At 73.0% G+C, this 24,290-nt stretch carries 19 protein-coding genes and 1 pseudogene; 4 read left to right on the forward strand and 16 right to left on the reverse strand.

Features of this window, described 5'->3' with window-relative positions:
• Window positions 1-31 precede the first annotated feature (31 nt).
• The 5 genes from OG946_RS15745 to OG946_RS15765 form a co-directional block, all read right to left on the reverse strand.
• Entirely contained in the window at window positions 32-1,171 is a 1,140-nt protein-coding gene (locus tag OG946_RS15745; protein WP_326796744.1) for an ABC transporter substrate-binding protein, read from the reverse strand.
• 22 nt (window positions 1,172-1,193) lie between these two features.
• Complete coding sequence (locus OG946_RS15750) at window positions 1,194-2,147, reverse strand: sugar kinase (protein ID WP_326796745.1); 954 nt, start codon at window positions 2,145-2,147, stop codon at window positions 1,194-1,196.
• Between the two features lie 11 nt (window positions 2,148-2,158).
• Window positions 2,159-2,812 (reverse strand): RraA family protein, encoded by a 654-nt coding sequence (locus OG946_RS15755; protein ID WP_326796746.1) that lies wholly within the window; start codon window positions 2,810-2,812, stop codon window positions 2,159-2,161.
• A gap of 50 nt (window positions 2,813-2,862) precedes the next feature.
• Window positions 2,863-3,633 (reverse strand): SDR family oxidoreductase, encoded by a 771-nt coding sequence (locus tag OG946_RS15760; RefSeq protein ID WP_326796747.1) that lies wholly within the window; start codon window positions 3,631-3,633, stop codon window positions 2,863-2,865.
• A 155-nt stretch (window positions 3,634-3,788) separates the two neighbouring features.
• Entirely contained in the window at window positions 3,789-4,733 is a 945-nt protein-coding gene (locus tag OG946_RS15765) for a LysR family transcriptional regulator (protein ID WP_125935650.1), read from the reverse strand.
• 234 nt (window positions 4,734-4,967) lie between these two features.
• Between OG946_RS15765 and OG946_RS15770 the strand changes: the two genes are divergently transcribed.
• Window positions 4,968-5,474, forward strand: a complete 507-nt coding sequence (locus OG946_RS15770) for a 2,4'-dihydroxyacetophenone dioxygenase family protein (RefSeq protein ID WP_101423734.1) — start codon at window positions 4,968-4,970, stop codon at window positions 5,472-5,474.
• Between the two features lie 254 nt (window positions 5,475-5,728).
• Here OG946_RS15770 and tmk read toward each other — a convergent pair whose 3' ends face one another.
• Window positions 5,729-8,632 (reverse strand): dTMP kinase, encoded by a 2,904-nt coding sequence (gene tmk / locus OG946_RS15775; RefSeq protein WP_326796748.1) that lies wholly within the window; start codon window positions 8,630-8,632, stop codon window positions 5,729-5,731.
• Window positions 8,633-8,745: 113 nt separating this feature from the next.
• A complete protein-coding gene (gene topA / locus OG946_RS15780; protein WP_326796749.1) occupies window positions 8,746-11,610 on the reverse strand; it encodes a type I DNA topoisomerase in 2,865 nt (954 codons plus the stop codon).
• Between the two features lie 387 nt (window positions 11,611-11,997).
• Between topA and OG946_RS15785 the strand changes: the two genes are divergently transcribed.
• Both OG946_RS15785 and OG946_RS15790 read left to right on the forward strand, forming a co-directional pair.
• Entirely contained in the window at window positions 11,998-12,474 is a 477-nt protein-coding gene (locus OG946_RS15785; RefSeq protein ID WP_326796750.1) for a TM2 domain-containing protein, read from the forward strand.
• A 136-nt stretch (window positions 12,475-12,610) separates the two neighbouring features.
• Window positions 12,611-12,991, forward strand: a complete 381-nt coding sequence (locus tag OG946_RS15790) for a DUF2752 domain-containing protein (protein ID WP_326800264.1) — start codon at window positions 12,611-12,613, stop codon at window positions 12,989-12,991.
• 33 nt (window positions 12,992-13,024) lie between these two features.
• Here the strand turns inward: OG946_RS15790 and OG946_RS15795 are convergent, their stop codons facing one another.
• From OG946_RS15795 to bldG, 5 genes are all read right to left on the reverse strand, one after another.
• Entirely contained in the window at window positions 13,025-14,608 is a 1,584-nt protein-coding gene (locus OG946_RS15795; protein ID WP_326796751.1) for a DUF7059 domain-containing protein, read from the reverse strand.
• A gap of 46 nt (window positions 14,609-14,654) precedes the next feature.
• Entirely contained in the window at window positions 14,655-15,218 is a 564-nt protein-coding gene (locus OG946_RS15800) for a small secreted protein (protein ID WP_326796752.1), read from the reverse strand.
• 225 nt (window positions 15,219-15,443) lie between these two features.
• Window positions 15,444-17,846 (reverse strand): sodium-translocating pyrophosphatase, encoded by a 2,403-nt coding sequence (locus OG946_RS15805; protein ID WP_326796753.1) that lies wholly within the window; start codon window positions 17,844-17,846, stop codon window positions 15,444-15,446.
• A 674-nt stretch (window positions 17,847-18,520) separates the two neighbouring features.
• Window positions 18,521-18,997: an ATP-binding protein gene (locus OG946_RS15810; protein WP_326796754.1), complete on the reverse strand. Its 477-nt coding sequence runs from the start codon at window positions 18,995-18,997 to the stop codon at window positions 18,521-18,523.
• Between the two features lie 119 nt (window positions 18,998-19,116).
• The gene (bldG, locus tag OG946_RS15815; protein WP_018835875.1) at window positions 19,117-19,458 is read right to left on the reverse strand and encodes an anti-sigma factor antagonist BldG; all 342 of its coding nucleotides are present in this window, start codon (window positions 19,456-19,458) and stop codon (window positions 19,117-19,119) included.
• 157 nt (window positions 19,459-19,615) lie between these two features.
• Here bldG and OG946_RS15820 point away from each other — a divergent pair, with 157 nt between their 5' ends.
• Window positions 19,616-22,204, forward strand: coding sequence for a DEAD/DEAH box helicase (locus OG946_RS15820; RefSeq protein WP_326796755.1), 2,589 nt, complete (start codon window positions 19,616-19,618; stop codon window positions 22,202-22,204).
• Between the two features lie 95 nt (window positions 22,205-22,299).
• Here the strand turns inward: OG946_RS15820 and OG946_RS15825 are convergent, their stop codons facing one another.
• The 4 genes and pseudogenes from OG946_RS15825 to OG946_RS15840 form a co-directional block, all read right to left on the reverse strand.
• Window positions 22,300-23,286, reverse strand: coding sequence for an aldo/keto reductase (locus OG946_RS15825; RefSeq protein ID WP_326796756.1), 987 nt, complete (start codon window positions 23,284-23,286; stop codon window positions 22,300-22,302).
• Window positions 23,287-23,449: 163 nt separating this feature from the next.
• Window positions 23,450-23,683, reverse strand: a pseudogene (locus OG946_RS15830) (Rv3654c family TadE-like protein); the annotation flags it as partial.
• A gap of 16 nt (window positions 23,684-23,699) precedes the next feature.
• A complete protein-coding gene (locus tag OG946_RS15835; protein WP_442814381.1) occupies window positions 23,700-24,116 on the reverse strand; it encodes a TadE family type IV pilus minor pilin in 417 nt (138 codons plus the stop codon).
• Complete coding sequence (locus tag OG946_RS15840; RefSeq protein WP_234380345.1) at window positions 24,058-24,195, reverse strand: DUF4244 domain-containing protein; 138 nt, start codon at window positions 24,193-24,195, stop codon at window positions 24,058-24,060. The genes OG946_RS15835 and OG946_RS15840 overlap by 59 nt, the downstream gene beginning before the upstream one ends.
• Window positions 24,196-24,290 lie beyond the last annotated feature (95 nt).

The raw sequence follows: 24,290 nt of genomic DNA on the forward strand, positions 1-24,290 counted from the left end.
GCCGTGGCCGCTTTTTCGGTACGGGGCGTGATCACGACGGGCAGGCCTCGGCGGCCGTGTCGCGGTCGAACGTGTACCCGCCCTCGATCGCCGCCGCGTCCGGGACGGGCGGCAGGTCGGCGAAGAGGTCGGGGTTGTCCTTCATGACCTTGAGGATCGGCTCGGGCTGGAAGTACTTGTTGACGTCGAAGCCCTTCTCGACGTTGCCCTGCTCGGCCAGCAGCCCCGCGAGGGTGTCGAGCGCGAGGTAGTTGCAGGCGGAGAAGCGGCCGTCGAGCTGCTTGACGTTGTGCTTCATCGCCTCCTGCGCGACCGCCTTCTCGGTGCCCGGCAGCCAGCGCGTCGCCGAGTCGGCGGCGTCGTCGGGGTTCTCGCGCATCCACTGGTCGGTCTGCGCGCGGGCGGTCAGGAACTGCTCGATGACCGCGGGGTTCTTCTCCGCGTAGTCGCGCGTGGTGACCAGGTAGCCGATGAACGGGATGTAGCCGCCGCCGCGCAGCACTTCCTTCGCGCCGTCGACCTGCCCGGTCATGGTGATCGGCCACGGGTCCCAGACGATGCCCGCGTCGATGCCGCCGGTCTCCAGCGCGACCGCCATGTCCGGCGGCTCGGTGTTGACGATCTCGATGTCGCCGGCCTTCAGCCCCGCGTCGTCCAGCAGGCCGAGCAGATAGAGGTGGTTGATGGAGCCCTCGGAGACGCCGATGCGCTTGCCGCGCAGCGTCGAGAGGTCCTTGCCGTCGATGCCGGAGTCGCCGCCGGCCACCACGGCCATCGTCTCGTCGATGCTGAGCTGCGAGGACGAGCCGGTGTAGTTGCCGACGAGCACCAGGTCGATGCCCTGCTGGGCGGCGGCGATGGCCGGGGTGCCGACCTGGACCACGTCGACCTCGCCGGCCTGCAGCGCGTTCAGCGCGTCGACGCCGGTCGGGTAGGGCTCCTTCAGCTTCACGTTGAGGTTCTGCTCGTCGAAGTAGCCCGCCTCGACGCCGGCCGGCAGGCCGATCTGGTCGATGGCGGAGACGTACCCGGCGGACAGCTTCGTCGGCTCGGTGCCGCCTGCGCCACCGTCGACGTCGTCGTCCACGGTCGAGTCGCCGCCGCAGGCGGACAGCAGCAGGGCTCCCGAACAAGCCGCCGCCACTGTTATGTGACGTGTTGCGCGAAACATGAGTCTCTCCTGATCCGTACGGCTACGGGGCTGGTGTGGGAGCGCCGGGGAGCAGCGCGTCCACCGCGGCCCGGTGCGGAATCGGCAGGACCGCTCCCGGTCCGGTGGTGGTGAGCGCGGCGGCGACGGCCGCGTAGCGGGCCGCCTCCAGCGGTACGGCACCCTCCAGGAGCCGGGCCGCGAACGCGCCGTCGAAGGTGTCGCCGGCCCCGGAGGGGTCGACGGCCCGCACCGGGTGGGGCGGAATGCGGGTCACGGTGCCCTCGTGGGCCAGCAGGGCGCCCTGGTCGCCCATCTTGAGCACGACGATGCCGGGGCCGCGGCGCACGAAGGCGTCGAGGACCTCCTCGGGCTCGTGCAGGCCGGTGAGCAGCCTGCCCTCCTCCAGGTTCGGCAGTGCCACATCGCACAGCTCGACGCTGCGCATGACCACCGCGCGGGCCCGTTCGACGGGCCAGAGCGCGGGGCGGTAGTTGGGGTCGTAGCCGATCAGCGTGCCGCTGCCGCGGGCCAGTTCCATGGCGTGGAAGGCCGCGTCGCAGGCGGACGGGCTGATCGCCTGGGTGATCCCGGTGACGTGCAGCATGCGCGCCCGCGCGATCGCCTCGGCCGGCACGTCCGCCGGGGCGAGCCTGCTGGCCGGCGAGTCCGCGCGGTAGTACGTGAACCTGCTGGCCGCGGGCGTACGGGAGATGAAGTAGATCCCGGTACGCCCGCCCGCCTCCCGGACGACGTGCTCGGTGCCGACACCCTCGCGCTGCCACAGCCGCAGCAGGGCGTCGCCGAAGTCGTCGTCGCCGATGCGGGTGACGTATCCGGTGCGCGCACCGGAGCGCTGCGCGGCCACCGCGAAGTTCGACGAGTCGCCGCCGTAGCCGACGGCGAAGTCGTCGCCCGGGCCGACGGGCTCGCGGCCCTCGGCGCGGGCGTTGAACTCCAGCAGGGGCTCGCCGATCGCGAGGATGTCGTTGTCCATGTCCGCCGCCGTCAGATCCGCTGGTACTTCTCGAGGCCACCCTGCAGCGAGCCGGACTCGCGGATCAGCCGGGTCTGCTCGCGCTCGCGCTCCTCGATGTCCGTGGCCAGCGCCAGCACCTCGGCGACCAGCTCCAGCGGCACGCATACGACGCCGTCGCTGTCGGCGACGATCAGGTCGCCGGGGCGTACGGACACGCCGCCGACCTCGACGGGCTCGTTGAGCGAGACGGTCCGGTAGCGGCCGACGGTGGTGGCCGGGACGGCGCCGCGGGCGTAGATGGGGAGTTCTGGGTAGTCGCGGCGGATCTCCTCGACGTCCCGTACGCCGGCGTCGAGCACGGCGCCGGCGATCTGGTTGGTGACGGCGCCCGCGGCCATCAGGCCGCCCCACACCGCGACGTCGGCGCCGCCCGCGGCGATGCAGATGACGCTGCCCGGCGCCGACTCGTCGATGGCACGCAGCGCGTGCGTGGGGGGCTCCGACACGTGGGAGGGCACCTCCTGCACCGTCACCGCGGGGCCCACCAACTTGCCCGGCAGCACCGCTTTGATGCTTCCGGTGAGGTAGCCCCGTACGCCCTTCTGCTCCACGGCGTCGGCCACCGAGGCGGTGGCTATGCCGTGGAAGGCCGCGATGGTCTCCGGCGGGATGGTCGTCGTCATCTCGTGTTGGCTCCGATCTCGTACGTGCGTGCTGTATCGCGGCGGTGGGCTCAGCGCGACAGCCAGCCGCCGTCGACGGCCAGGACGTGACCGTGGACGTAGTCGGCGGCGGGCGAGGCGAGGAACACCACGGGTCCTGCGATGTCGGCGGGGCGGCCCCACCGTCCTGCGGGGATGCGGGCGAGGATCTCGCTGCTGCGGACGCCGTCGGCGCGCAGCTCCGAGGTCACGGCGGTGTCGATGTAGCCGGGGGCCACGGCGTTGACGTTGACGCCGCGGCCGGCCCACTCGTTGGCCAGTGCGCGGGTCAGCCCGACGAGGGCGTGCTTGCTCGACGTATACGACGGGACGTACATCCCGCCCTGGAAGCTGAGCACCGACGCGATATTGATGATCTTGCCGTAACCGCGCTCCAGCATGCCCGCGCCGATCGCCCGGGTCAGCTCGAATGCGGCGTGCAGGTTCAACTCCACGACGTCGTACCAGTCGGCGTCCCCGAATTCCGCGGCCGGGGCTCTGCGAATGAGCCCTGAATTGTTGACCAGAATGTCCAGGTCGAATCTCTCGACGAGTTGACTGATCTCACCTCTGCGGGCCCCGGCATCGGTGAGGTCGACGTGCACGCGAGTGACGGAAACTCCCCATTCAGCGGCTTCGTTGGCCACCGGGTCGAGATTGTCGCGCTCCGACAGCAATACCAAGTCGGCGCCGACGGCCGCGAGTCCGAGCGCGACTGCACGCCCGATTCCGCTGCCCGCTCCCGTAATGAGCGCACGACGGCCGTGCAGATCCCCGGTCCGGGAATCAGACTCCTCCGTCAACGCCCCTCTCCCTTCATTCGGTCCCAGCCGTACATGGTTCCGGCTACGGAAACATTAGAAGCGGACTGCCGGGGCGTTAAGACTGAATTGCGAATGACAGTATTCGCAAAGCTGATGTGCCGGGCCGCACCGGACGGATACGTACGCACGCCCGGTCACGCCGCGGCGGGCACCGCGTGGGTGCCGGCCGGGATCCGGGCCCGGACGATGGCGCGCAGCAGCGTACGGGCCGAGGGCGTGAGCGGCCGCGAGGAGTCCCAGCAGACCGCCACGCGGCGCTCCGGGGCCCCCTTCAGCCGCCGTACGCGAACGCCGTCGACCTCGGCGACCTGGGCGGCCAGCGAGTTGGTCACGCCGACGCCGATGCCCTGGCGGACCATCGAGACCAGCGTCTGCGGCTGGTTGGTGGCCTGCACGGGCTCGATCTCGTGGCCGTTGTCGCGGAAGGTCCGGTACGTCTCGAAGTCGGGCGTCTCCGGGGCGTCGAGCCGGCCGATGGAGACGATCGGGTGCTCGGCGACGGCGTCGACGGACAGCGGGTCCGGCACCTCGGACAGCGGGTGCTCGCTGGGGTGGATGGCGACCAGCGACTCGCCCCACAGCAGCCGGCTGCGCACCGAGGCGGAGGACGGCGGAGGCGACATCGGGCGCAGGTACACGTCGACGGCGCCGGAGGTGAGGGCGTCGTCGAGTTCCAGCGTCGACCGCTCCACCAGCACCACCCGTACTTCGGGGCTCGTCCGCGCCAGCCCCTGCAGCAGGGCGGGCACGAAGGCGGCGCTCGCGCTCGGATACGAACCGAGCGTCACCACGCCGCGGGCGCCGCTGCGCCACGGGGCCATCGCGGCCTCCGCGGACTCCAGCGCGCGCAGTATCTCGTGGGCGTGGTCGGCGAGGACGACGCCGGCCTCGGTCAACTCCACGGGGCGCTTGCGGCGGTCGAAGAGGGGCAGGCCGATCTCGCGCTCCAGCGCGGCGACGTGCATGCTGACGCGGGGCTGCGACCGCTTGGTGGACTCGGCCGCGGCGACGAAGCTCCCCGTTTCGATGACCGCGAGGAAGGAGACGAACCATTCCAGCCTGACATCCGGGTTCAACATCTCGCCCTCACCCCGCACCGAAGCAGCGCGTCTTCCCGCCCAAACCAGCCCGACCCAGCCCGATCAGCACAACGGCACCAGTGATCAACAGCCGTCCTTAGGCTAAGTTGCGAGCTAGCAGGGGGCAACAGTCGTGCACGGCGTAATGCTCGTGACAGGCATATCCGCCGGGCGAATGCCGCTATTCGAAAGTCGGCCCTTGACCAGCATTCGGACAACTGGCTTCGTGGGGGGATGGCCAATGAAGTAGCCCCCGCCGTCATCGCGGCGACCACGTCGCTGCCGCCCGAACTCGCCGTCGCCGCCGTCCCCGAGGACGAGCGCGTCTGGGTGCCGCAGGCGCCCAATGTGTGGTTCCGGCCGCTGCTCTTCAATACGGTGACGGGCCAGTGGTGCAACCTCTTGAAGGTCACCGCCGCCGGCATCGTCTCCCGGCACCGGCACCCGGGCGCGGTCTTCGGGTACGTGATCAAGGGCAAGTGGCACTACTACGAGCACCCGTGGGTGGCCGAGCAGGGCCACTTCGTCTACGAGCCGCCGGGCGAGATCCACACGCTGGCGGTGCCGGAGGACTGCGCGGAGATGATCACGTTCTTCAACATCAGCGGCGCGATGATCTACCTGGACGAGGAGAACCGGAACACGGGCTACGAGGACGTGTTCACCAAGATCGACATGGCCCGCGCCCACTACGCGGACAACGGCCTGGGCGCGGACTACGTGGACCAGTTCATCCGCTGACGGCCTGCGGGCGTGCCGCGTACGTCTCCGGCGCGAGCACCGTCGAGCAGCATGCACGGTGGACGCGGACACGGCCGTAGCCGCACGTACGCCGCGGATACGAGCGCCTCGTAGCCGCCGGCACGGACCCCGCACGGCGCGCTTCCCCGACGCCGGTACGCCCCGCGCGTACCGGCGCCGGCGCACCCGGTGGTCGTCACACGCCGGTGCCGCAAGCCGGCCCGGCCCTCCGCGGCAGCGGCCCCGCGGGGGGGTCAGCGGCGGCGGTCTTCGCGGTCTTCTTCGCCGCGCGGGCCCAGGAGTTCGTCGGCCAGGGAGGGGAGGTCGTCCAGGGGCGTCTCCTCCGCCCAGTCCGGGCGGGGGCGGCGGCGGTCCTGGTCCTCCGGGTCCGGGACCTGGGGCACCTGGAGCGTCTCCTCCGCGTCCGGGTCCGGCACCTGCGGCAGGACGCGGGTCTCCTCCGCGTCGCGGGCGGCGTCCGTGCGCGTCCGCGGCAGCCGGGACGTCTCCTGCACGTCCGGATCACCGGTCACCGGCAGCGGCTGCGTGGTGTCGTTCGCCGAGGTTCCCTCCGCGGCCGAAGCCGCGGCCTCCGCCGCCAGCCGCTCCTGCTCCGCGCGCAGCAGCGCCTCCTCCGCCTTGCGCTGCTTCTCCTTGCGGCGCTCCTCCGCCTCCCGGCGCAGCCGCGCCTCCTCCTCGGCCTGCCGCCGGATCCGCTCTTCCTCGGCCTTGCGGGCGGCCTCCTCGGCCTCCCGGCGCTTGCGCTCCTCCTCCGCCTGGCGGCGGGCCTCCTCGGCGCGCTGCCGGGCCAACTCGGCCTCGCGCTCGGCCTCCAGCCGCTTGGCCTCCTCGATCTCGCGCCGCTTGCGCTCCTCTTCCTCCCGGCGCAGCCGCTCCAACTGCTCCTGCCGCTCCCGCTCCAGCCGCTCTTCCTCGGCCTTGCGCGCAGCCTCCTCGGCCTCCCGGCGCTTGCGCTCCTCCTCGGCCTTGCGGCGGGCCTCCTCCTGGGCGCGCACCTCCTGCTCCGACAGCGGCAGGATCTGGTCCAGGCGGTGCCGTACGGCGGTGGTGACCACCCCGGGGTCCTGCCCGGCGTCGACCACCAGGTAGCGCCCCGGGTCCGCGGCGGCCAGCGCCAGGAACCCCGCGCGCACCCGCTCGTGGAACTCCGGCGGCTCCGACTCCAGCCGGTCCGGCGCCTCGGTGAACCGCTCCCGCGCCGTCTCCGGCGCGATGTCCAGCAGCACCGTCAGATGCGGCACGAGCCCGCCGGTGGCCCAGCGGTTGATCCGCGCCACCTCGGTCGGCGACAGCTCGCGTCCGCCGCCCTGGTACGCGACGGAGGAGTCGATGTACCGGTCGGTGATGACCACCGCGCCCCGCTCCAGCGCGGGCCGGACGAGGCCGTCCACGTGCTCCGCGCGGTCCGCCGCGTACAACAGGGCCTCCGCGCGGTGCGAGATCCCGGCGGTGGAGACGTCGAGCAGGATGGAGCGCAGCCGCTGCCCGATGGACGTGGCACCTGGCTCGCGGGTGACGACGACCTCGTGCCCCTTGTCCCTGATCCACTGCGCCAGCGCCTCGACCTGCGTGGACTTCCCGGCCCCGTCGCCGCCCTCGACGGCGATGAAGAACCCGCTCTCCGCCAGCCCTTCGTCCGGGTCCGCGCCGCGCAGCGCCTCGCGCAGGTCGACGCGGAGCGGCACCCCCTGCCGGTCGTCGGTGCGCACCAGCACCAGCACCGCCACCGGCAGCAGCAGCGCGCCGGCCAGCATGTACGTGAACGCCGCGCCGCCGTGCGCGAAGACCAGGTCACCCGCCTCCAGGCGGTGCCGGCCGATGGCGGCGGCCAGCAGCGGTGCGCCGATCAGCGCGAGCGCGACGGCGACGCGCGAGACGGCGTGCAGGTGGTCGACGAGCCGGGGCCTGCGGGCCTCCTCGGTCTCCTGCTCCAGCAGCGCGTGCCCGGTGGCCGCGGCGACGCCCGCGGCGGTCCCGGCCAGCAGCGCGCACAGCACCCCGGTCGCCGCGTCGGCCACCAGGCCGACGAGCAGCAGGCAGAGCCCGGCGACGCCGACGGCCAGCGCCAGCAGCCGGCGCCGCGACAGCCCCGGCAGCACCCGCGGCGCCGTCCGCACCCCGAGCACGGGACCGGCGGTGGCGGCGAGCGCCAGCAGCGCGTACGCGATGGTGCCGTCGATGTCGTACGCCTCCTGCGCCTGCAGGACGGCGAGCGCCACGGACGCGGCGAGCGCGGCGGCCGCGGCGGCGCAGGCGGCGACGAGCAGCGGCACCGCGCCCGTACGCCCGCGCTCGGGACCGCCGTCCGCGGCGCGCGGCCGGCGCAGCCCCTCCAGCGGGGAGCGCGCCCGCGCCCCGCCGTCGGGCAGCTCCATGAAGAACAGCACCGAGACCGACGCCGCGAAGAGCCCGGCGGCAAGGTACGAGCCGACCGCGCCCGGGTGCCCGTCGAACCAGTCGAAGCCGGAGCCCAGCAGCCGGCCGATCCACGCCGTCACCAGCAGCGCGGCGGCACCGAGCGGCAGCGCCCCGTACCCCGTGCGCAGCGACAGCCGGCGCAGCGCGGCGCCGTGGTCGGGCAGCGGCCTTATCGCCGCGCCCTCGGGGGGCGGCGCGGGCAGCAGCGCGGGGGCGACGCTGTCCTTGGCGACGATCCACACCCGCTCCGCCGCGCCGGCGACGAAGACGGTGACGAGGATCCAGGTCAGCGCCGAGTCCTGGGTCCAGTCGATCCACAGCGGGGCGACGATGAGCAGCCCCACGCGCACCACGTCCGCGCCGACCATCGTCCAGCGCCGGTCCAGCTTCCCGGTCCCGGACAGCAGCGACCCGACCGGGCCGAGCAGCACGGCGCCGAAGACGACCGTCGACAGCAGCCGGACCGCGAAGACCACGCTGACCGTGACCGCCGCGCCGCGATAGCCGCCGCCGAACGAGTCGGCCGCGAGCCCCGCCTGGAGCGCGAGCAGCACGAGGACGAGCATCGCCAGCGCGTCCGCGGTGGCACTCGTGAGATGGGCGCCCCACAACCGCCTCAATGACGGCACGCGCAGCAGCGCCCGCACGGCGCGCTCGCGCGAGTCCGCGACAAGGCTCTCGGTGGGGTCCGGCGCTGTCGTCGGCTGGTCGGCTCGCATGCGGTCAGCCTAGCGGGACGGGCCGGACCGGCGAGCTCCGCACGAACACTTGCCCGGTTCTGTGGATTACCGGCCGGTTGTGGACAATGCGCGGCCTCCGCCCCCGCCGGGCGCTACCGGTCCTCGTCCGGCACATCCGCCTTCGCCGACACCGTCTTCTTCGTCGTCGCCTTCTTCGCCGCCGCCGTCTTCGTCCCGGTCGTCTTCTTCGCCGCGGACTTCGCCGCCGTCTTCTTCGCGGTGGTCTTCTTCGCCGCCGCCTTCTTGGCCGGCGCCTTCTTGGCCGGCGCCTTCTTCGCGGGAGCCTTCTTCGCGGTCTTCTTCGCCGGCCCCTTCGCCCGCTTCTCCGCCAGCAGCTCGAACCCGCGCTCCGGCGTGATCGACTCCGGCTCGTCCCCGCGCCGCAGCGTCGCGTTCGTCTCGCCGTCCGTCACGTAGGGACCGAAGCGCCCGTCCTTGACCACCACCGGCTTCCCGCTCGCCGGGTCCTCGCCCAGCTCCTTCAGCGGCGGCTTCGCCGCGGCCCGCCCGCGCTGCTTGGGCTGGGCGTAGAGCGCGAGCGCCTCCTCAAGCGTGACCGTGAAGAGCTGGTCCTCGCTCTGCAGCGAGCGCGAGTCGGTGCCCTTCTTCAGGTACGGGCCGAACCGCCCGTTCTGCGCGGTGATCTCCGTGCCGCTCTCCGGGTCGGTGCCGACGACCCGCGGCAGCGACAGCAGCTTCAGCGCGTCCGCCAGCGTCACCGTGTCCAGCGACATCGACTTGAACAGCGACGCCGTCCGCGGCTTCACCGCGTTCTTGCCGGACTGCGGCGTGCCCTCGGGCAGCACCTCGGTCACGTACGGCCCGTAGCGCCCGTCCTTGGCGACGATCTCGCGCCCGCTCTCCGGGTCGGTGCCCAGCTCGTACGCCCCGCTGGGCTTGTCGAGCAGCTCCTCGGCCAGCTCCACGGTCAGCTCGTCCGGCGGCAGTTCGTCCGGCACGTCCGCGCGCCGGTGCTCCTCGGTGTCCCGCTCGCCGCGCTCGACGTACGGCCCGTAGCGCCCGACGCGCAGCACGATCCCCTCGCCCACCGGGAACGTGGAGACCTCCCGGGCGTCGATCGCGCCCAGGTCCGTGACCAGCTCCTTCAGCCCCGCGAGGTGGTCGGCGCCGGCCCGCTCCTCGGCGGGGGTGACGACGTCGTCCGAACCGAAGTAGAAGCGCCGCAGCCACGGCACCGCCTCGGCCTCGCCGCGCGCGATGCGGTCGAGGTCGTCCTCCATCCTGGCGGTGAAGTCGTAGTCGATGTAGCGGCCGAAGTGCTTCTCCATCAGGCCGACGACGGCGAAGGAGAGGAAGGACGGCACCAGGGCCGTGCCCTTCTTGAAGACGTAGCCGCGGTCCAGGATCGTGCCGATGATCGAGGCGTACGTGGACGGGCGGCCGATCTCCCGCTCCTCCAGCTCCTTGACCAGCGTCGCCTCGGTGTAGCGGGCGGGCGGCTTCGTGGCGTGCCCGTCCGCGGTGATCTCCTCGGCGCTCAGCCGGTCGCCCTCGGCGAGCTGCGGCAGCGGCCGGTCGCGGTTGTCGAGGTCGGCCGAGGGGTCGTCGGAGCCCTCGACGTACGCCTTCATGAAGCCGTGGAACGTGATCACCCGGCCGGACGCGGAGAACTCGGCGTCCCGCCCGTCGGCCGCCGTGCCGCCCAGCTTCACCGTGACGGACTGCCCGGTGGCGTCCTTCATCTGCGACGCGACCGTACGCATCCAGATCAGCTCGTACAGCCGGAACTCGGTGCCGGACAGCCCCGTCTCCGCCGGCGTGCGGAACCGGTCACCGGAGGGCCGGATCGCCTCGTGCGCCTCCTGCGCGTTCTTGACCTTGCCCGCATAGATGCGCGGCCGGTCCGGGAGGTAGTCGCTCCCGTACAACTGCGTGACCTGCGCCCGGGCGGCGGCGACCGCGGTCTCCGACAGCGTCGTGGAGTCGGTCCTCATGTAGGAGATGAAGCCGTTCTCGTACAGCCGCTGCGCCACCTGCATGGTGGCCTTGGCGCCGAGCCCCAGCTTGCGCGACGCCTCCTGTTGCATCGTCGTGGTACGGAACGGAGCCGACGGCGAGCGCCGGTACGGCTTCGCCTCGACGCTGCGTACGGCGAACGCGGTGTCCTGCAACGCGGCGGCCAGCGCACGGGCGCTCTCCTCGCTCAGGTGCAGCACGTCGGCCGAAGAACCGCCCTTGAGCTGCCCGTCCGGGCCGAAGTCGCGCCCCTGGGCGATGCGGCGCCCGTCGACGGCGGAGAGCTTGGCGCCGAAGGTGGTCGGGTCGGTGGCGTCGCCGGCGCGGCCGGTGGCGAAGATGCCTGCCAGGTCCCAGTACTCGGCGGAGCGGAACGCGATGCGCTCGCGCTCCCGCTCGACGACGAGGCGGGTGGCGACGGACTGCACCCGGCCGGCCGACAGCCGGGGCATGACCTTCTTCCACAGCACCGGCGAGACCTCGTACCCGTACAGCCGGTCGAGGATGCGGCGGGTCTCCTGGGCGTCGACCAGCTTCTTGTCCAGCGCTCGCGGGTTGGCGACGGCCTGGCGGATCGCGTCCTTGGTGATCTCGTGGAAGACCATCCGGTGCACCGGGACCTTGGGCTTCAGCACCTCCAGCAGATGCCAGGCGATCGCCTCGCCCTCGCGGTCCTCGTCCGTCGCGAGATACAGCTCGTCCGACTCGGCCAGCAGTTTCTTCAACTTGCTGACCTGTTGCTTTTTGTCGCTGTTCACCACATACAGCGGCTCGAAGTCGTGATCGACGTTCACCCCGAGCCGCGCCCAGGGCTCTCCCTTGTATTTGGCCGGCACCTCGGCGGCGCCGTTCGGGAGATCACGGATGTGTCCGACGCTCGCCTCGACCTCGTAGCCGGGGCCCAGATAGCCCTTGATCGTCTTCGCCTTGGTAGACGACTCCACGATGACGAGTCGGCGGGACTTGCTGGTGGCGGACAACTTCGGCTCTCTCTTCTCCGGTCGGAAGCTGGCAGCGATCTGGTGGGGGGATTCGCGGCGATCTTGCCGGTGGTCGTTATCGGTGGGCCTTGGGGGACCTCTTGTGGACGGCTGTGCGGGTCGTACGTCGCTGTGCTGGACGTTGCTGCGGAGTGTGACGGTACAACCCGCCCCCGTGTCAAGCGGCTAAAACCCGGGGCGCCACTCGAACGGTAACCCGACAAGCCGCCTAGCTCCCGCACAGAGCACATTCCGGTCGTGGTGGCCTGTATCGCACAGCCCCTTGACAGCAGCCAGTACTACGGATGGGAGTATGGGCGTCCGACCGCGCCGTGAGGCCCGTTCGGAGCCCACCACTTCAGACATCCGACCGGGGGGGACGTACCAGTGTCCGATCCGTATCAGAATCCTTATGGCCAGCAGCCCGGACAGCCGGGCCAGCCCGGGCAGCCGGGCCAGCAGCCCCAGCCGGGATACGGCTATCCGCAGTACGGCCAGCAGGACCCGAACCAGAACCCGTACGCGCAGCAGGCAGGCCAGCAGCCGGCGTACGGCTACCCGGGTGGTCAGCCCGGCGGTCTCCCGCAGGCCCCGGCCGCGGCGGCGGGCTACGACCCGAACGCACCGTACGGCTACGACCCGCACGGTCGTCCGTACTCGGACAAGTCCAAGATCGTCGCGGGCGTGCTGCAGCTCTTCATCGGCACGCTGGGCATCGGCCGCTTCTACACCGGGCACACCGGCATGGCCATCGCCCAGCTCCTCACCTGCGGCGGCGTGGGCATCTGGGCCCTCATCGACGGCATCATGATCCTCGTCAGCGATGACAAGACCGATGCCAAGGGCCGCGTCCTCCGCTCCTGACGCCGTCGGCCCTCCGGCGCCCCCCGGGCATCCGGACCCGCCGCCTCCCGTTTCCCCGCGACCGGAGACGGCGGGTACCGCGCGCCCGCGGCCGGCGGAGGGCGTACGGCGCAGGGGCGCGGCGCGCGTACGGCGCCTGCTGCGCCGGCCGGCCACCGCACCGCTCGCACTGGCGGCGGCGGGGGCCGCGGGCGCGGCGTACCTCTACGGCACGAATCCCCACGAGCCGGGGCACTGGCTGCCCCGCTGCCCGTTCAACTGGGCCACAGGACTGGACTGTCCCGCCTGCGGCGCTACCCGCATGGCGTACGACCTCCTCCACGGCGACCTCGGCGCCGCCTTCCAGAGCAACGCCCTGATGCTGCTGCTCGGCCTGCCGTTCGCGGCGGTGCTCTACGGCCGCTGGCTGTACGAGGGCCTGCGCGGGCGCCGCTGGCGGCCGTCCTTCGGGCGGCTCGGCACGGCGGCGGTGCTGGGCGTGGCGGTGGTGTGGGCCGTGGTGCGGAACGTCGCGTGACCCCGCCCCCGCGCGGGCCGGGTCCGCGGGGACTCAGCCCGCAGGGGCCAGGAACCCCTGCTCCACCAGCAGCCTGATCATCTCCGGCGTACGCTCCCGCAGCGCCGCCGGGTCCGCCGCCAGCACCTGCGCGATGGCGTCCAGGATGACCCCCGCCGGCAGCGTCCCGTCGCACGCCCCGGCGAAGCCCGCGGAGACCGTGTCCACCCGCGTCGCCCGCCGCATCCCCAGCCCCCGGCGCAGCACCACGTGCTCCGGGTCCTCCTCACCCGGCCGGCCCACCTGCTCCTGCACCACGTCGTCCGCGAGCCGGAACGTCGTCGCGAGCAGCGCCGCGTCATCCGTACGGCGCAGGAAGTCCTGCCGCGCGAAGTGCTCCACCACGGCCGCGCCGAGCGGCTGTTCGACGGCGTGCGGCCAGTCCTCGACGGTGACCGCGGGGTCCGCCGCGTCCGTACGGCGCAGGGTGATCCAGCCGAAGCCGATCGCGCGGGTGCGGGTGGCGGCGAAGGCGTCGAGCCAGTCGTCGTAGTGGGCGGCGTAGGCCGCGGGGTCGGCGTGGTCGCCCGCGTCGCGCAGCCACAGCTCCGCGTACTGCGTGACGTCCTGCACCTCCCGCTGCACGATCCACGCGTCGCAGCCCGGCGGCACCCAGTCCGCGACGCGCTCGCGCCAGTCCTCGTCCTCGACGTGCTGCCAGTTGGCGAGGAGCTGGCAGTAGCCGCCCTCGGCGAGGTGTCCCGCGGCCCCGGCGACCAGCGCGCGGCACAGCTCGTCGCCGGCCATGCCGCCGTCGCGGTACGTCAGCCGGGCGGCGGGCGAGATGACGAACGGCGGGTTGGAGACGATCAGGTCGTACCGCTCGCCGGCCACCGGCTCGAAGAGCGACCCGGCCCGCAGGTCCGCGGCGGGCGCGCCGGAGAGGGTGAGCGTGAGCCGGGCGCAGTCGAGGGCGCGGGGGTTGACGTCGGTGGCCGTGACGGCATCGGCGCGGGCACCGGCGTGCAGCGCCTGGATCCCCGAGCCGGTGCCGAGGTCGAGCACGCGCCCGCCGTCGAGCGGCACGGTGAGCCCGGCGAGCGTCGTGGAGGCACCGCCGACGCCGAGGACGAGATCCGCGCCGGACGAACCGGGTGCCCCGGTTCCGTACGCGCCGGCCCGCCGCGCCCCGGCCGCACCCCCCACCGCGCAGCCCAGATCCGAGACGATCCACCAGTCCTGCCCCTCGGGACCGCTGAACGGCCGGACGTCGACCACGGCCCGTACCGCCTCGCCGTCCTCCCGCACCCAGCCGTCGGTGAGGCACGCGGCCAGCGGCAGCACCGCCTCGGCGTGCGCCCGGGGGACGGCGTGCTGGAGGAGGAAGAGCCGGGTCAGGGTGGCGAGTGCCGGCGGCGTCTCGCCGGGCGGCCACCGGGTCGCCCGCTCGGCGGGGACGGTCTCGCTGCGGGCGAGGGCCGCGTACGCGGGGGCGCCCAGGAGGTCCAGCAGGCCGTCGGCGGTGAAGCCCGCCGCGAGCAGCGCCGTGCGCAGCTCGGCGGCGCTGTCGGGGAAGGGAAAGTCCGGGAGGGAAAGGCCGGAGAGGGGAAGATCGTCGGTCGCGCTCACGGGCACCATTGTGCTGCCGCCGCGGCCGCGCCGCCGACCAGCCCGCCGCGCGCCCCTACGCCTTCTGCGACGGCTTGGCCTTCGACTTCTGGCAGCCCTCCTGCTCGGCCAGCGCCTGGCCGACCTCGCCCGCCTGCAGCTTGTTCAGCGCCTCGTCGCCGCTCTTGCTGATCTTGTCGGCCTCGCCCGCCAGCTCGCGCAGGCCCTCCGCGAACGCCGCCTGGTCCTTGACGTCCAGGTCCTCGACCTGCTTCTGCAGGTCCGCGTACGCCGCCGCCACCTGCTGCAGCTCGGTCACGGCACCGCCGTGGGTGTTCTTGCCGTCGTCGACCGGCGGCGCGCCCACCTTGCTCACGGCCTTGCTCATGGCGGTGTACGCCTCGGAGATCTCGCCGAACGCCTGGGCGTCCGCCTCCTGCACCTTCCGCGGGTCCTTCTCGGTCGTCGCCTCGCCGATGGCGAGGTTGGCCTGGTCCCGCTTCTGCAACTCCGGCTGGATCCGGTCGCAGAGGGAGCCCGCCCACTTCTGGACCTCTGCCCCGTTGTCATCGCTGCAGCCGGTCGCCGCGAGCAGCGTGACGGCGGCACCGGCCAGGGCGGCGGCAAGCTTCTTGTTCACCGGATCATCCCTTCGAGACTGAGACACCCGGAACATACACCGGCACCCCGCCGGTACGACGAATCGCCGGGGCCGCTCGCCGCGTCGTGCACCATTTGCCACAACTGCCACGGCAGATCACTGCTGTCACAGGAGTAACAGCGCTCCCGTCGAGAACCACCACACCCCGCCGGCCGGGAGCGGTGTCGCCTCCCGGCCGGCGGGGTGTGGTGCCGTGGCCCGGTCTCAGCCGTTGACCACCGCCGGGTCGCTCGGCGGCGTCGGCGACGGGCCGGTGGGCGCCGTGGTCTCCGGCTCCTCGTCACCGACCGCGATGCCGCGGCGCTTGGAGACGTACACGGCACCGGCGATGATCCCGATGGCCGCGATCGAGATGACGGCCCGTACTCCGACGTTCGCGTCGTCGCCGTACGAGAACTTCACCACCGCCGGCGCGATCAGCAGCGCCACCAGGTTCATCACCTTCAGCAGCGGGTTGATCGCCGGGCCCGCGGTGTCCTTGAACGGGTCGCCGACCGTGTCGCCGATCACCGTGGCGGCATGGGCCTCGCTGCCCTTGCCGCCGTGGTGGCCGTCCTCGACGAGCTTCTTGGCGTTGTCCCAGGCGCCGCCCGAGTTGGCCAGGAAGACCGCCATCAGCACGCCCGCGCCGATGGCGCCGGCGAGGAACGAGGCCAGCGCGCCGACGCCGAGCGTGAAGCCGACCGCGATCGGCGCCATGACGGCGAGCAGACCGGGCGTACGCAGCTCGCGCAGCGCGTCCCGGGTGCAGATGTCGACGACCTTGCCGTACTCCGGCTCCTCCGAGTAGTCCATGATCCCCGGGCGCTCCCGGAACTGCCGGCGCACCTCGAAGACCACCGCGCCCGCGGAGCGGGAGACGGCGTTGATCGCCAGACCGGAGAAGAGGAAGACGACCGCGGCGCCGAGGATGAGGCCGACGAGGTTGTTCGGCTGCCCGATGTCCAGGCTGAGGGCCAGCGGGTTGCCGACGTTCGTCGCGTCCGAGACCGCCTCGTTGACCGCGTCGCGGTACGAGCCGAAGAGCGCCGCCGCCGCGAGGACCGCGGTGGCGATGGCGATGCCCTTGGTGATGGCCTTGGTGGTGTTGCCGACCGCGTCCAGGTTGGTGAGGACCTGGGCGCCGTCGCCCTCGACGTCGCCGGACATCTCGGCGATGCCCTGGGCGTTGTCGGAGACCGGGCCGAAGGTGTCCATCGCGACGATGACGCCGACGGTGGTCAGCAGGCCGGTGCCGGCCAGGGCGACCGCGAAGAGCGCCAGCATGATGGACGTACCGCCGAGCAGGAACGCGCCGTAGACGCTGAGGCCGATGAGGACCGCGGTGTAGACGGCGGACTCCAGGCCGATGGAGATGCCGGAGAGCACCACCGTGGCCGGGCCGGTCAGCGAGGTCTTGCCGATGTCCCGTACGGGACGGCGGTTGGTCTCGGTGAAGTAGCCCGTGAGCTGCTGGATGACCGCCGCGAGCACGATGCCGATGGCGACCGCGACGAGCGCGAGCACCTGCGGGTTGCCGTCGTGCTCGGCGATGCCGGCGCCGACGCCGTCGAGGTCCGCGTACGACGAGGGGAGGTACGCGAAGACGGCGATGGCCACCATCACCAGGGAGATCACCGCGGAGATGAAGAAGCCGCGGTTGATGGCGGTCATGCCGCTGCGGTCGCTGGCCTTGGGCGCCACGACGAAGACGCCGATCATGGCGGTGACCACGCCGATCGCGGGGACGATCAGCGGGAAGGCGAGACCGGCGTCGCCGAGGGCGACCTTGCCCAGGATGAGCGCGGCGACCAGGGTGACGGCGTACGACTCGAAGAGGTCGGCCGCCATGCCGGCGCAGTCGCCGACGTTGTCGCCGACGTTGTCGGCGATGGTGGCGGCGTTGCGCGGGTCGTCCTCGGGGATGCCCTGCTCGACCTTGCCGACGAGGTCGGCGCCGACGTCCGCGGCCTTGGTGAAGATGCCGCCGCCGACACGCATGAACATCGCGATCAGCGCGGCGCCGAGGCCGAAGCCCTCCAGCACCTTGGGCGCGTCGGCCGCGTACACGAGCACGACGCTGCACGCGCCGAGCAGGCCGAGGCCGACGGTGAACATGCCGACGACGCCGCCGGTGCGGAACGCCAGCCTGGTCGCCTCGTGACTCACCGCGGTGAGGTCCTTGGCGGGCTCGCCCTCGCGCGGGGTGGCGGCGCGCGCGGCGGCTGCCACGCGCACGTTGCTGCGGACCGCGAGCCACATGCCGATGTACCCGGTCGCGGCCGAGAATGCGGCGCCGACCAGGAAGAAGATCGAGCGTCCCGCCCGCTCCGACCAGTCGTCCGCGGGCAACAGGAAGAGCAGGAAGAACACCACGACCGCGAAGATGCCGATGGTGCGCAACTGGCGGGCCAGATAGGCGTTCGCACCTTCCTGTACCGCCGCCGCGATCTTCTTCATATTGTCCGTGCCCTCGCCGGCGGCGAGTACCTGACGGAGCAGCACCACGGCGACCGCGAGTGCGGCAAGCGCGACCACGGCGATGATCGCCACGATGGCCCGGTTGCCGCTGGTGAGTTCCACGGCCAGTAGGTGGTCCTGCTGTAGTGGGGTGAAATGCCCCGCCATTCGTCCTCCTTGACGTACGGCACATGGGCGCGCGGCAGCCCCGACTGCGGGTATGGGCGGTCGGGGTTTGGGCGGCCGCAGCGCTCAGGCGTCCTGAGCTGCAAGTTGTGGACGGATTGTAGGGAGCGGAACTAGATCAAAACAGAGCGTCCCCAGGGGAATTCGGCTCCGACGACGATCAATGCGGTGACGAGCGTCTGTCAATTCGCTCGAAAGAGGGATGCGGGAACGGCGGGGCAATGCCGGGAAAATGATCTCGGAGCCCGAAGAAAGCGCTGATCAGAAGCGCCTTGATCTTGAAATGCCCGGGTCAAGGGGTGGGCTGAGGGAGGGCCGGGGGCGGTGGGGGCGGGCGGTTCGGCGGTTGGCCGGAGTCGATCGGCGCCGGGCAGGGAAGCCGCAGGGTGGCAGGGGTTTGCCGTGGGGGCCGTGGGGGCCGGGGGGACCGGGGCGGGTCGGGGCCGGGCGCAGGCGAGATCGGGGCGGGCGTACGGGCGGGCCTGCCGGGGCGCGGGCGGGCCGGGTCTGCCGTACGCGCCTCGGACAGCGGTGCGGGCCTCAGACCGGCATACGGGCCTCAGCGCGCCGTACGCGCCTCAGAGCGGCCGTACGGGGATCAGGCCGCGTACACGCGCGGGAAGCGCCGTACGGCCCGCAGAGGGGCCGTACGCGCGTCAGGAGCCCGCTGCCGCGGGGGAGGCCGGCCAGCTCATCCGGATCGTGCCGCCGGACTCGCTCGCGGTGACCTCGACGTCGTCGACCAGTCCGCTGATGACCGCGAGACCCATCTCGTCGTCTATGCCCGACTCGCCGCCGCCCGGGCCGCTCGCGTTCCCGTCGCCGTCCGGGTCGGGGTGGGTCTCGGCGGTGCTGCGGGCGGCGGGCACGTGGCCGGGGACCGTCGGCGCGTCGTCGCCGACCTCGATGGAGAACTTCTTCTCCTCCTCGGTGAGCACCACCCGCACAGGACCCGACAGCCCGTTGTGCTGGTGGAGCCCCACGGCGCGCAGGCAGGCCTCGCCCACGGCGAGGCGCACCTCGTCGAGCACCGCCTCGTCCACACCCGCCCGGCGCGCGACCGCGGCCGCCACCAGGCGGGCCGTGCGGACGTGCTCGGGAAGAGCACTGAAGCGCAATTCAACGGTGGGCATGCCATCCCCTTCACGTCATCCCACGCCATCCCGTACATCACGGGATGCATCCGTACCGGAGCCAACCGCGGAGGGACCCGGCGCGCGGCCCGGTCCCTCCGCCTGTGTGGCGTCCTGTGTCAGTCCTTCGCGGCGACGGCTTCGTCGACCGAGGTGTGGATGGGGAACACCTTGGTCAGGCCCGTGATACGGAAGATCTTCAGAATGCGCTCCTGGTTGCAGACCAGGCGCAGCGAGCCCTCGTGGGCTCGGACCCGCTTCAGTCCGCCGACGAGGACACCCAGGCCGGTGGAGTCGAGGAAGTCGACCCGCTCCATGTCGACGACCAGGTGGTAGCTGCCGTCGTTGACCAGCTCGACCAACTGCTCGCGCAGCTTGGGGGCGGTATACACATCAATCTCGCCACCGACTTCGACGACCGTGCGGTCGCCCACGGTGCGCGTCGACAGGGACAGGTCCACGGATCCTCCAGCACATTCAGCGAGCGGCTGCCCCGGGCGTCCCCCGCCGTCCGGCCGGAGACGGATCGGCATCCGCCATGGCATTCAATCACTTACTCCGGGGCGTGCACGACGCCTTGGGGGCATTGTCCGTCGCATCGGTGACACACTCGTGCCGATGGACGCGAACGAGTGGAGGGACGCGAACGAGCCGGGGGCAGCCCCCGCGGCCGCCGGCACCCGGCCGGGGCACGTGCCCGGCGCGCGCTCCGGCACACCGCACGTCACACCGGCAGGACCGCCCGACGGCGCACCGCCCGGCACGGCGGACCGCGCGACGGCGGACGGCACCGCGGCCGGTCCTGCGCATGTCACGCCCCGCACCGCGCTGCGCCGGCTCGCCGCCCGGGAGGACCGCGCCGCTCGCATCACTCATACGGAGCACCTGCCCCCGCGCGGCGGGCGCCATGCCGACTGGCCTGCGGGCATCCGGCCCGAGGTGGTCGGCGCCATCGAGGCCGCCGGGATCCGGCGGCCGTGGGCGCACCAGGCGCGGATGGCCGCGCACGCGCTCGCGGGCGACTCGGTGATCGCCGCCACGGGCACGGCGTCGGGCAAGTCCCTGGCCTATCTGGCGCCCGTGCTCAGCGCGGCGCTCGACGGCTCCGAGGCCCCCAACGGGCGGGGCGCGACGGCCCTGTACGTGGCGCCGACGAAGGCGCTGGCCGCCGACCAACTGCGCGCGGTCAAGGCGCTGGCCGCCCCGCTCGGCAAGGCCGTCCGCCCGGCCGTCTACGACGGTGACACGCCCACCGAGGAACGCGAGTGGGTGCGCCTCTACGCCAACCTCGTCCTCACCAACCCCGACATGCTGCACCGCGGCATCCTTCCGGCCCACTCCCGCTGGTCCTCCTTCCTGCGCGCCCTGCGCTACGTCGTGATCGACGAGTGCCACACCTACCGCGGCGTCTTCGGCTCCCACGTCGCCCAGGTCGTACGGCGGCTGCGCCGGCTCTGCGCCCGCTACGGCGCGGACCCGGTGTTCCTCCTCGCCTCCGCCACGGCGGCCGAGCCGGGGCAATCGGCGGAGCGGCTGACGGGACGGCCCGTGGCGGAGGTCACGGACGACGCGTCGCCGCGGGGGGAGGTCGCGTTCGCCCTGTGGGAGCCGCCGCTGACGGAGCTGCACGGCGAGCGGGGCGCGCCGGTGCGGCGCACGGCCACGGCGGAGTGCGCGGAGCTGCTGACGGACCTGGCGGTCGCGGACGTACGGACCGTCGCCTTCGTCCGCTCACGGCGCGGCGCGGAGCTGGTCGCGATGATCGCCCAGGACCGGCTGGCGGCTGTCGACCGGACGCTGGCCGGCCGGGTCGCCGCCTACCGCGGCGGCTATCTCGCGGACGAGCGGCGGGCCCTGGAGGCCGCCCTGCAGTCCGGCGAGCTGCTGGGGCTGGCCGCGACGTCCGCGCTGGAGCTGGGCGTGGACGTGTCGGGCCTGGACGCCGTGCTGATCGCCGGCTACCCCGGCACCCGGGCCTCGCTCTGGCAGCAGGCCGGGCGCGCGGGCCGGTCGGGGCAGGGCGCGCTCGCGGTGCTGGTCGCGCGGGACGACCCGCTGGACACGTACCTGGTGCACCACCCGGAGGCGCTCTTCCGCCGCCCGGTGGAGTCCACGGTGCTGGACCCGGACAACCCGTACGTGCTCGCACCGCACCTGTGCGCCGCCGCCGCCGAACTGCCGCTGACCGACGCCGACTTCACCGGCGACACCGCGTGCTTCGGCCCCGGGGCCGCCGGGCTGCTGCCGCAGCTCGCCGACCGCGGGCTGCTGCGCCGCCGCGGCACCGGGCCCGGAGCCGCCTGGCACTGGACCCGGCGGGAACGGGCCTGCGACCTCACCGACATCCGCGGCGGGGGCGGGCGCCCCGTCGACGTCGTCGAGGACGGCACCGGGCGGCTGCTCGGCACGGTCGACGCCGCGGCCTCCCACACCACCGTCCACGAGGGCGCAGTCCACCTCCACCAGGGCCGCACCTACGTGGTCCGCACCCTGGACCTGGAGGACAACGTGGCGCTCGTGGAGCGCGCCGACCCCCCGTACACCACCGTCGCCCGCGACACCACCTCCGTCTCCGTGCTGGAGACCGAGCGCGAGATCCCGTGGGGCGACGCCCGGCTGTGCTTCGGGTCGGTCGAAGTCACCAACCACGTGGTCTCCTTCCTGCGCCGCCGGCTGATCACCGGCGAGATCATGGGCGAGACGAAGCTCGACCTCCCTCCGCGGACGCTGCGCACCCGCGCCGTCTGGTGGACCGTCACCGACGACCAGCTGGACGCGGCGGACATCGCCCAGGACCAGTTGGGCGGCGCCCTGCACGCGGCGGAGCACGCCGCCATCGGCATGCTGCCGCTCTTCGCCACGTGCGACCGCTGGGACATCGGCGGCGTCTCCGTACCCCTGCACGGCGACACCCTGCTGCCGACCGTCTTCGTCTACGACGGCCACCCCGGCGGCGCGGGCTTCGCCGAACGCGCCTTCGGCGTCGCCCGCGACTGGCTCGGCGCGACCCGCGCCGCGATCGCCGCCTGCGAGTGCGAGTCCGGCTGCCCGTCCTGCGTCCAGTCCCCGAAGTGCGGCAATGGGAACGACCCGCTGGACAAGGCAGCGGCGGTACGCCTGCTGACGACGCTGCTGCGGGAGTCAGGGCAGGGAGCGGAGCCCGCGGCAACGGAGGCGGCGCGGACGGAGGCGGCGGTCGAGAGCTGACGGACTACGACCGGACCGGACCGACCCCGAAACCGCCCGAACCGAATCCTCCGTCCGGCTCCCGCACGGGGCAGCGCCCCGCCCCCTGCCGAAACTCAGCCGGCGGCGTCGAGGCGGGCCCGCTGGTCCTCCGTCAGCTCCAGGTCCACCGCGGCCAGGCTCTCGTCCAGTTGCGCCACGGACGAGGCGCCGACCAGCGGTATCACCGGCACCTCCCCGCCTATGAGCCAGGACAGCACCACCTGGTTGACCGTCGCCCCGGCCTCCTTCGCCACCGCTCGCAGCGCCTCCAGCCGCGCCGGCGTCCCCGGGTGGTCCAGCTCGTCCCCGAGCGGCTTGTCCGCGCGGACGTAGCCCCCCGCGAGCAGCGGCGAGTACGCGACGAGCGTGAGCCCCGGGTTGTGGCGCAGGTAGCTGAGCATCGCGCCGTCCACACCGCCCGGGGACCCGTCCGGGTCGAGCTCGCTCGGGCGGTCGGTGCGCCGGCGCAGGTAGGTGTGGTGGTACTGCAGCAGCTCGTATCCGGCGAGGCCGGAGGCCGCCGCATGGACACGGGCCCGCTCCACCCGCCAGACCCACTGGTTGCTGACTCCCAGCAGCCCGACGGAGCCCTCCGCCACGAGCGCGCCGAACGCCTCGACGGTCTCCTCCTGCGGGACGGTCATGTCGTCGATGTGCGCGTACAGGATGTCCAGCTTCTCCACCCCGAGCCGCCGCCGGCTCTCTTCGGCGGACTGCCGGATCACCTTCGCCGACAGGCCCTCGGGGTTGTCGACGTACGAGGTGCCGGGAGCGAGCGGCCGGGCCCCGAGCTTGGTCGCGATGACCACCTCGTCCCCGATGCCCCGGCTGCGCCGCCACCGCCCCAGCAGGCTCTCGCTCTGGCCGCCCTGCGAACCGTCCACCCAGAACGCGTAGTTGTCGGACGTGTCGACGAACGTGCCGCCGGCCTCCACGTAGCGGTCGAGGATCGCGAACGAGGTCTCCTCGTCGGTCCTGGAGCCGAACAGCATGGCCCCGAGGCTGAGCACGCTGACCTCGCGCCGGTTCTGCGGGTCGGCACCGATCGTGCGGTACTTCATGCGGAGTCCTTTCGTGTGTCTGCCCAAGCGGGAGTCTGAACGCTGGAGCGCGCTCTACCGCAAGCCCGGCCGCGGGACCGGGCGTGAGACCGGCCGGGGCCGGCGGGCCTGCGCGGGAGCGGACTTCGGCGGTGAAGCGGCCGGTACGGGCCGACGCTACGACGTCCGCGACCTCCCCGGACACGGCGCACCGCAGCAGCCGGGCCCCCTGCGCCGCCGCCACCCGGCGGGCCGCGGCGCAGGCCGCCGCCTCGCCGAGCAGCGCCCGGTCCGCCGCCGCCAGCGCCGCCAGGTCGGCGGCACCGCCGGCGCGGTGGCGGGAGTGCACCGCCTGCCCCAGGGCCAGCGCGGCGGCGAACACCGCGCACAACGCGAAGCACGCCAGCGCCGACCACACCGTCGCCCCGCCCCGGTCATCGAACGGTCTCTTCCGCAAGGGCGACCGCCTCCCCTCCGAGGTCGAGGGCGAGCGACCCCGGCCCGGGGGCCGCCGCCCGCACCCGTACCCGCACCAGATCGCCGTCCCGCGCCACCGCCACGTCCGCCCCGCGCGGAGCCGCCGCCAGTGCCGCCCCGCGTACCTCATCCGGGGGCTCGCCCCGGGCCGCCGCCCGCGCGCCCGCGCGGGCGGCGTCCACGCACTGGATCTGCGCGGCGGCGGCCATCAACGCCCAGACCAGCCCGAGGGCGAGGAACACGAGAGCCGGAACGGCCACCGCCGCCTCCGCGGTGACGACCCCCGCGTCCCTCCGCGCCCCCGCGCGGCCCGGGTCAGAACGGGACGTCCAGCGCGCGTTCCACCACCGCCTGCAGCGCACCGCCGACCGCATCGCTCGTCACCACCTTGTACAAGATCGCCGCGAACGCGACCGCCGCGATCGTGCCCACCGCGTACTCGGACGTCGTCATCCCCGCGTCCCCGCCGAGCCTCCGTGCGCACGCGCGCATCCTCCGGACGAACCTGCCGGCCATCTCAACCCCCGTGTCTCCGTATCCGAATCCGT

This window comes from Streptomyces sp. NBC_01808 (assembly GCF_035917395.1).
Taxonomy (GTDB): Bacteria; Actinomycetota; Actinomycetes; order Streptomycetales; family Streptomycetaceae; genus Streptomyces.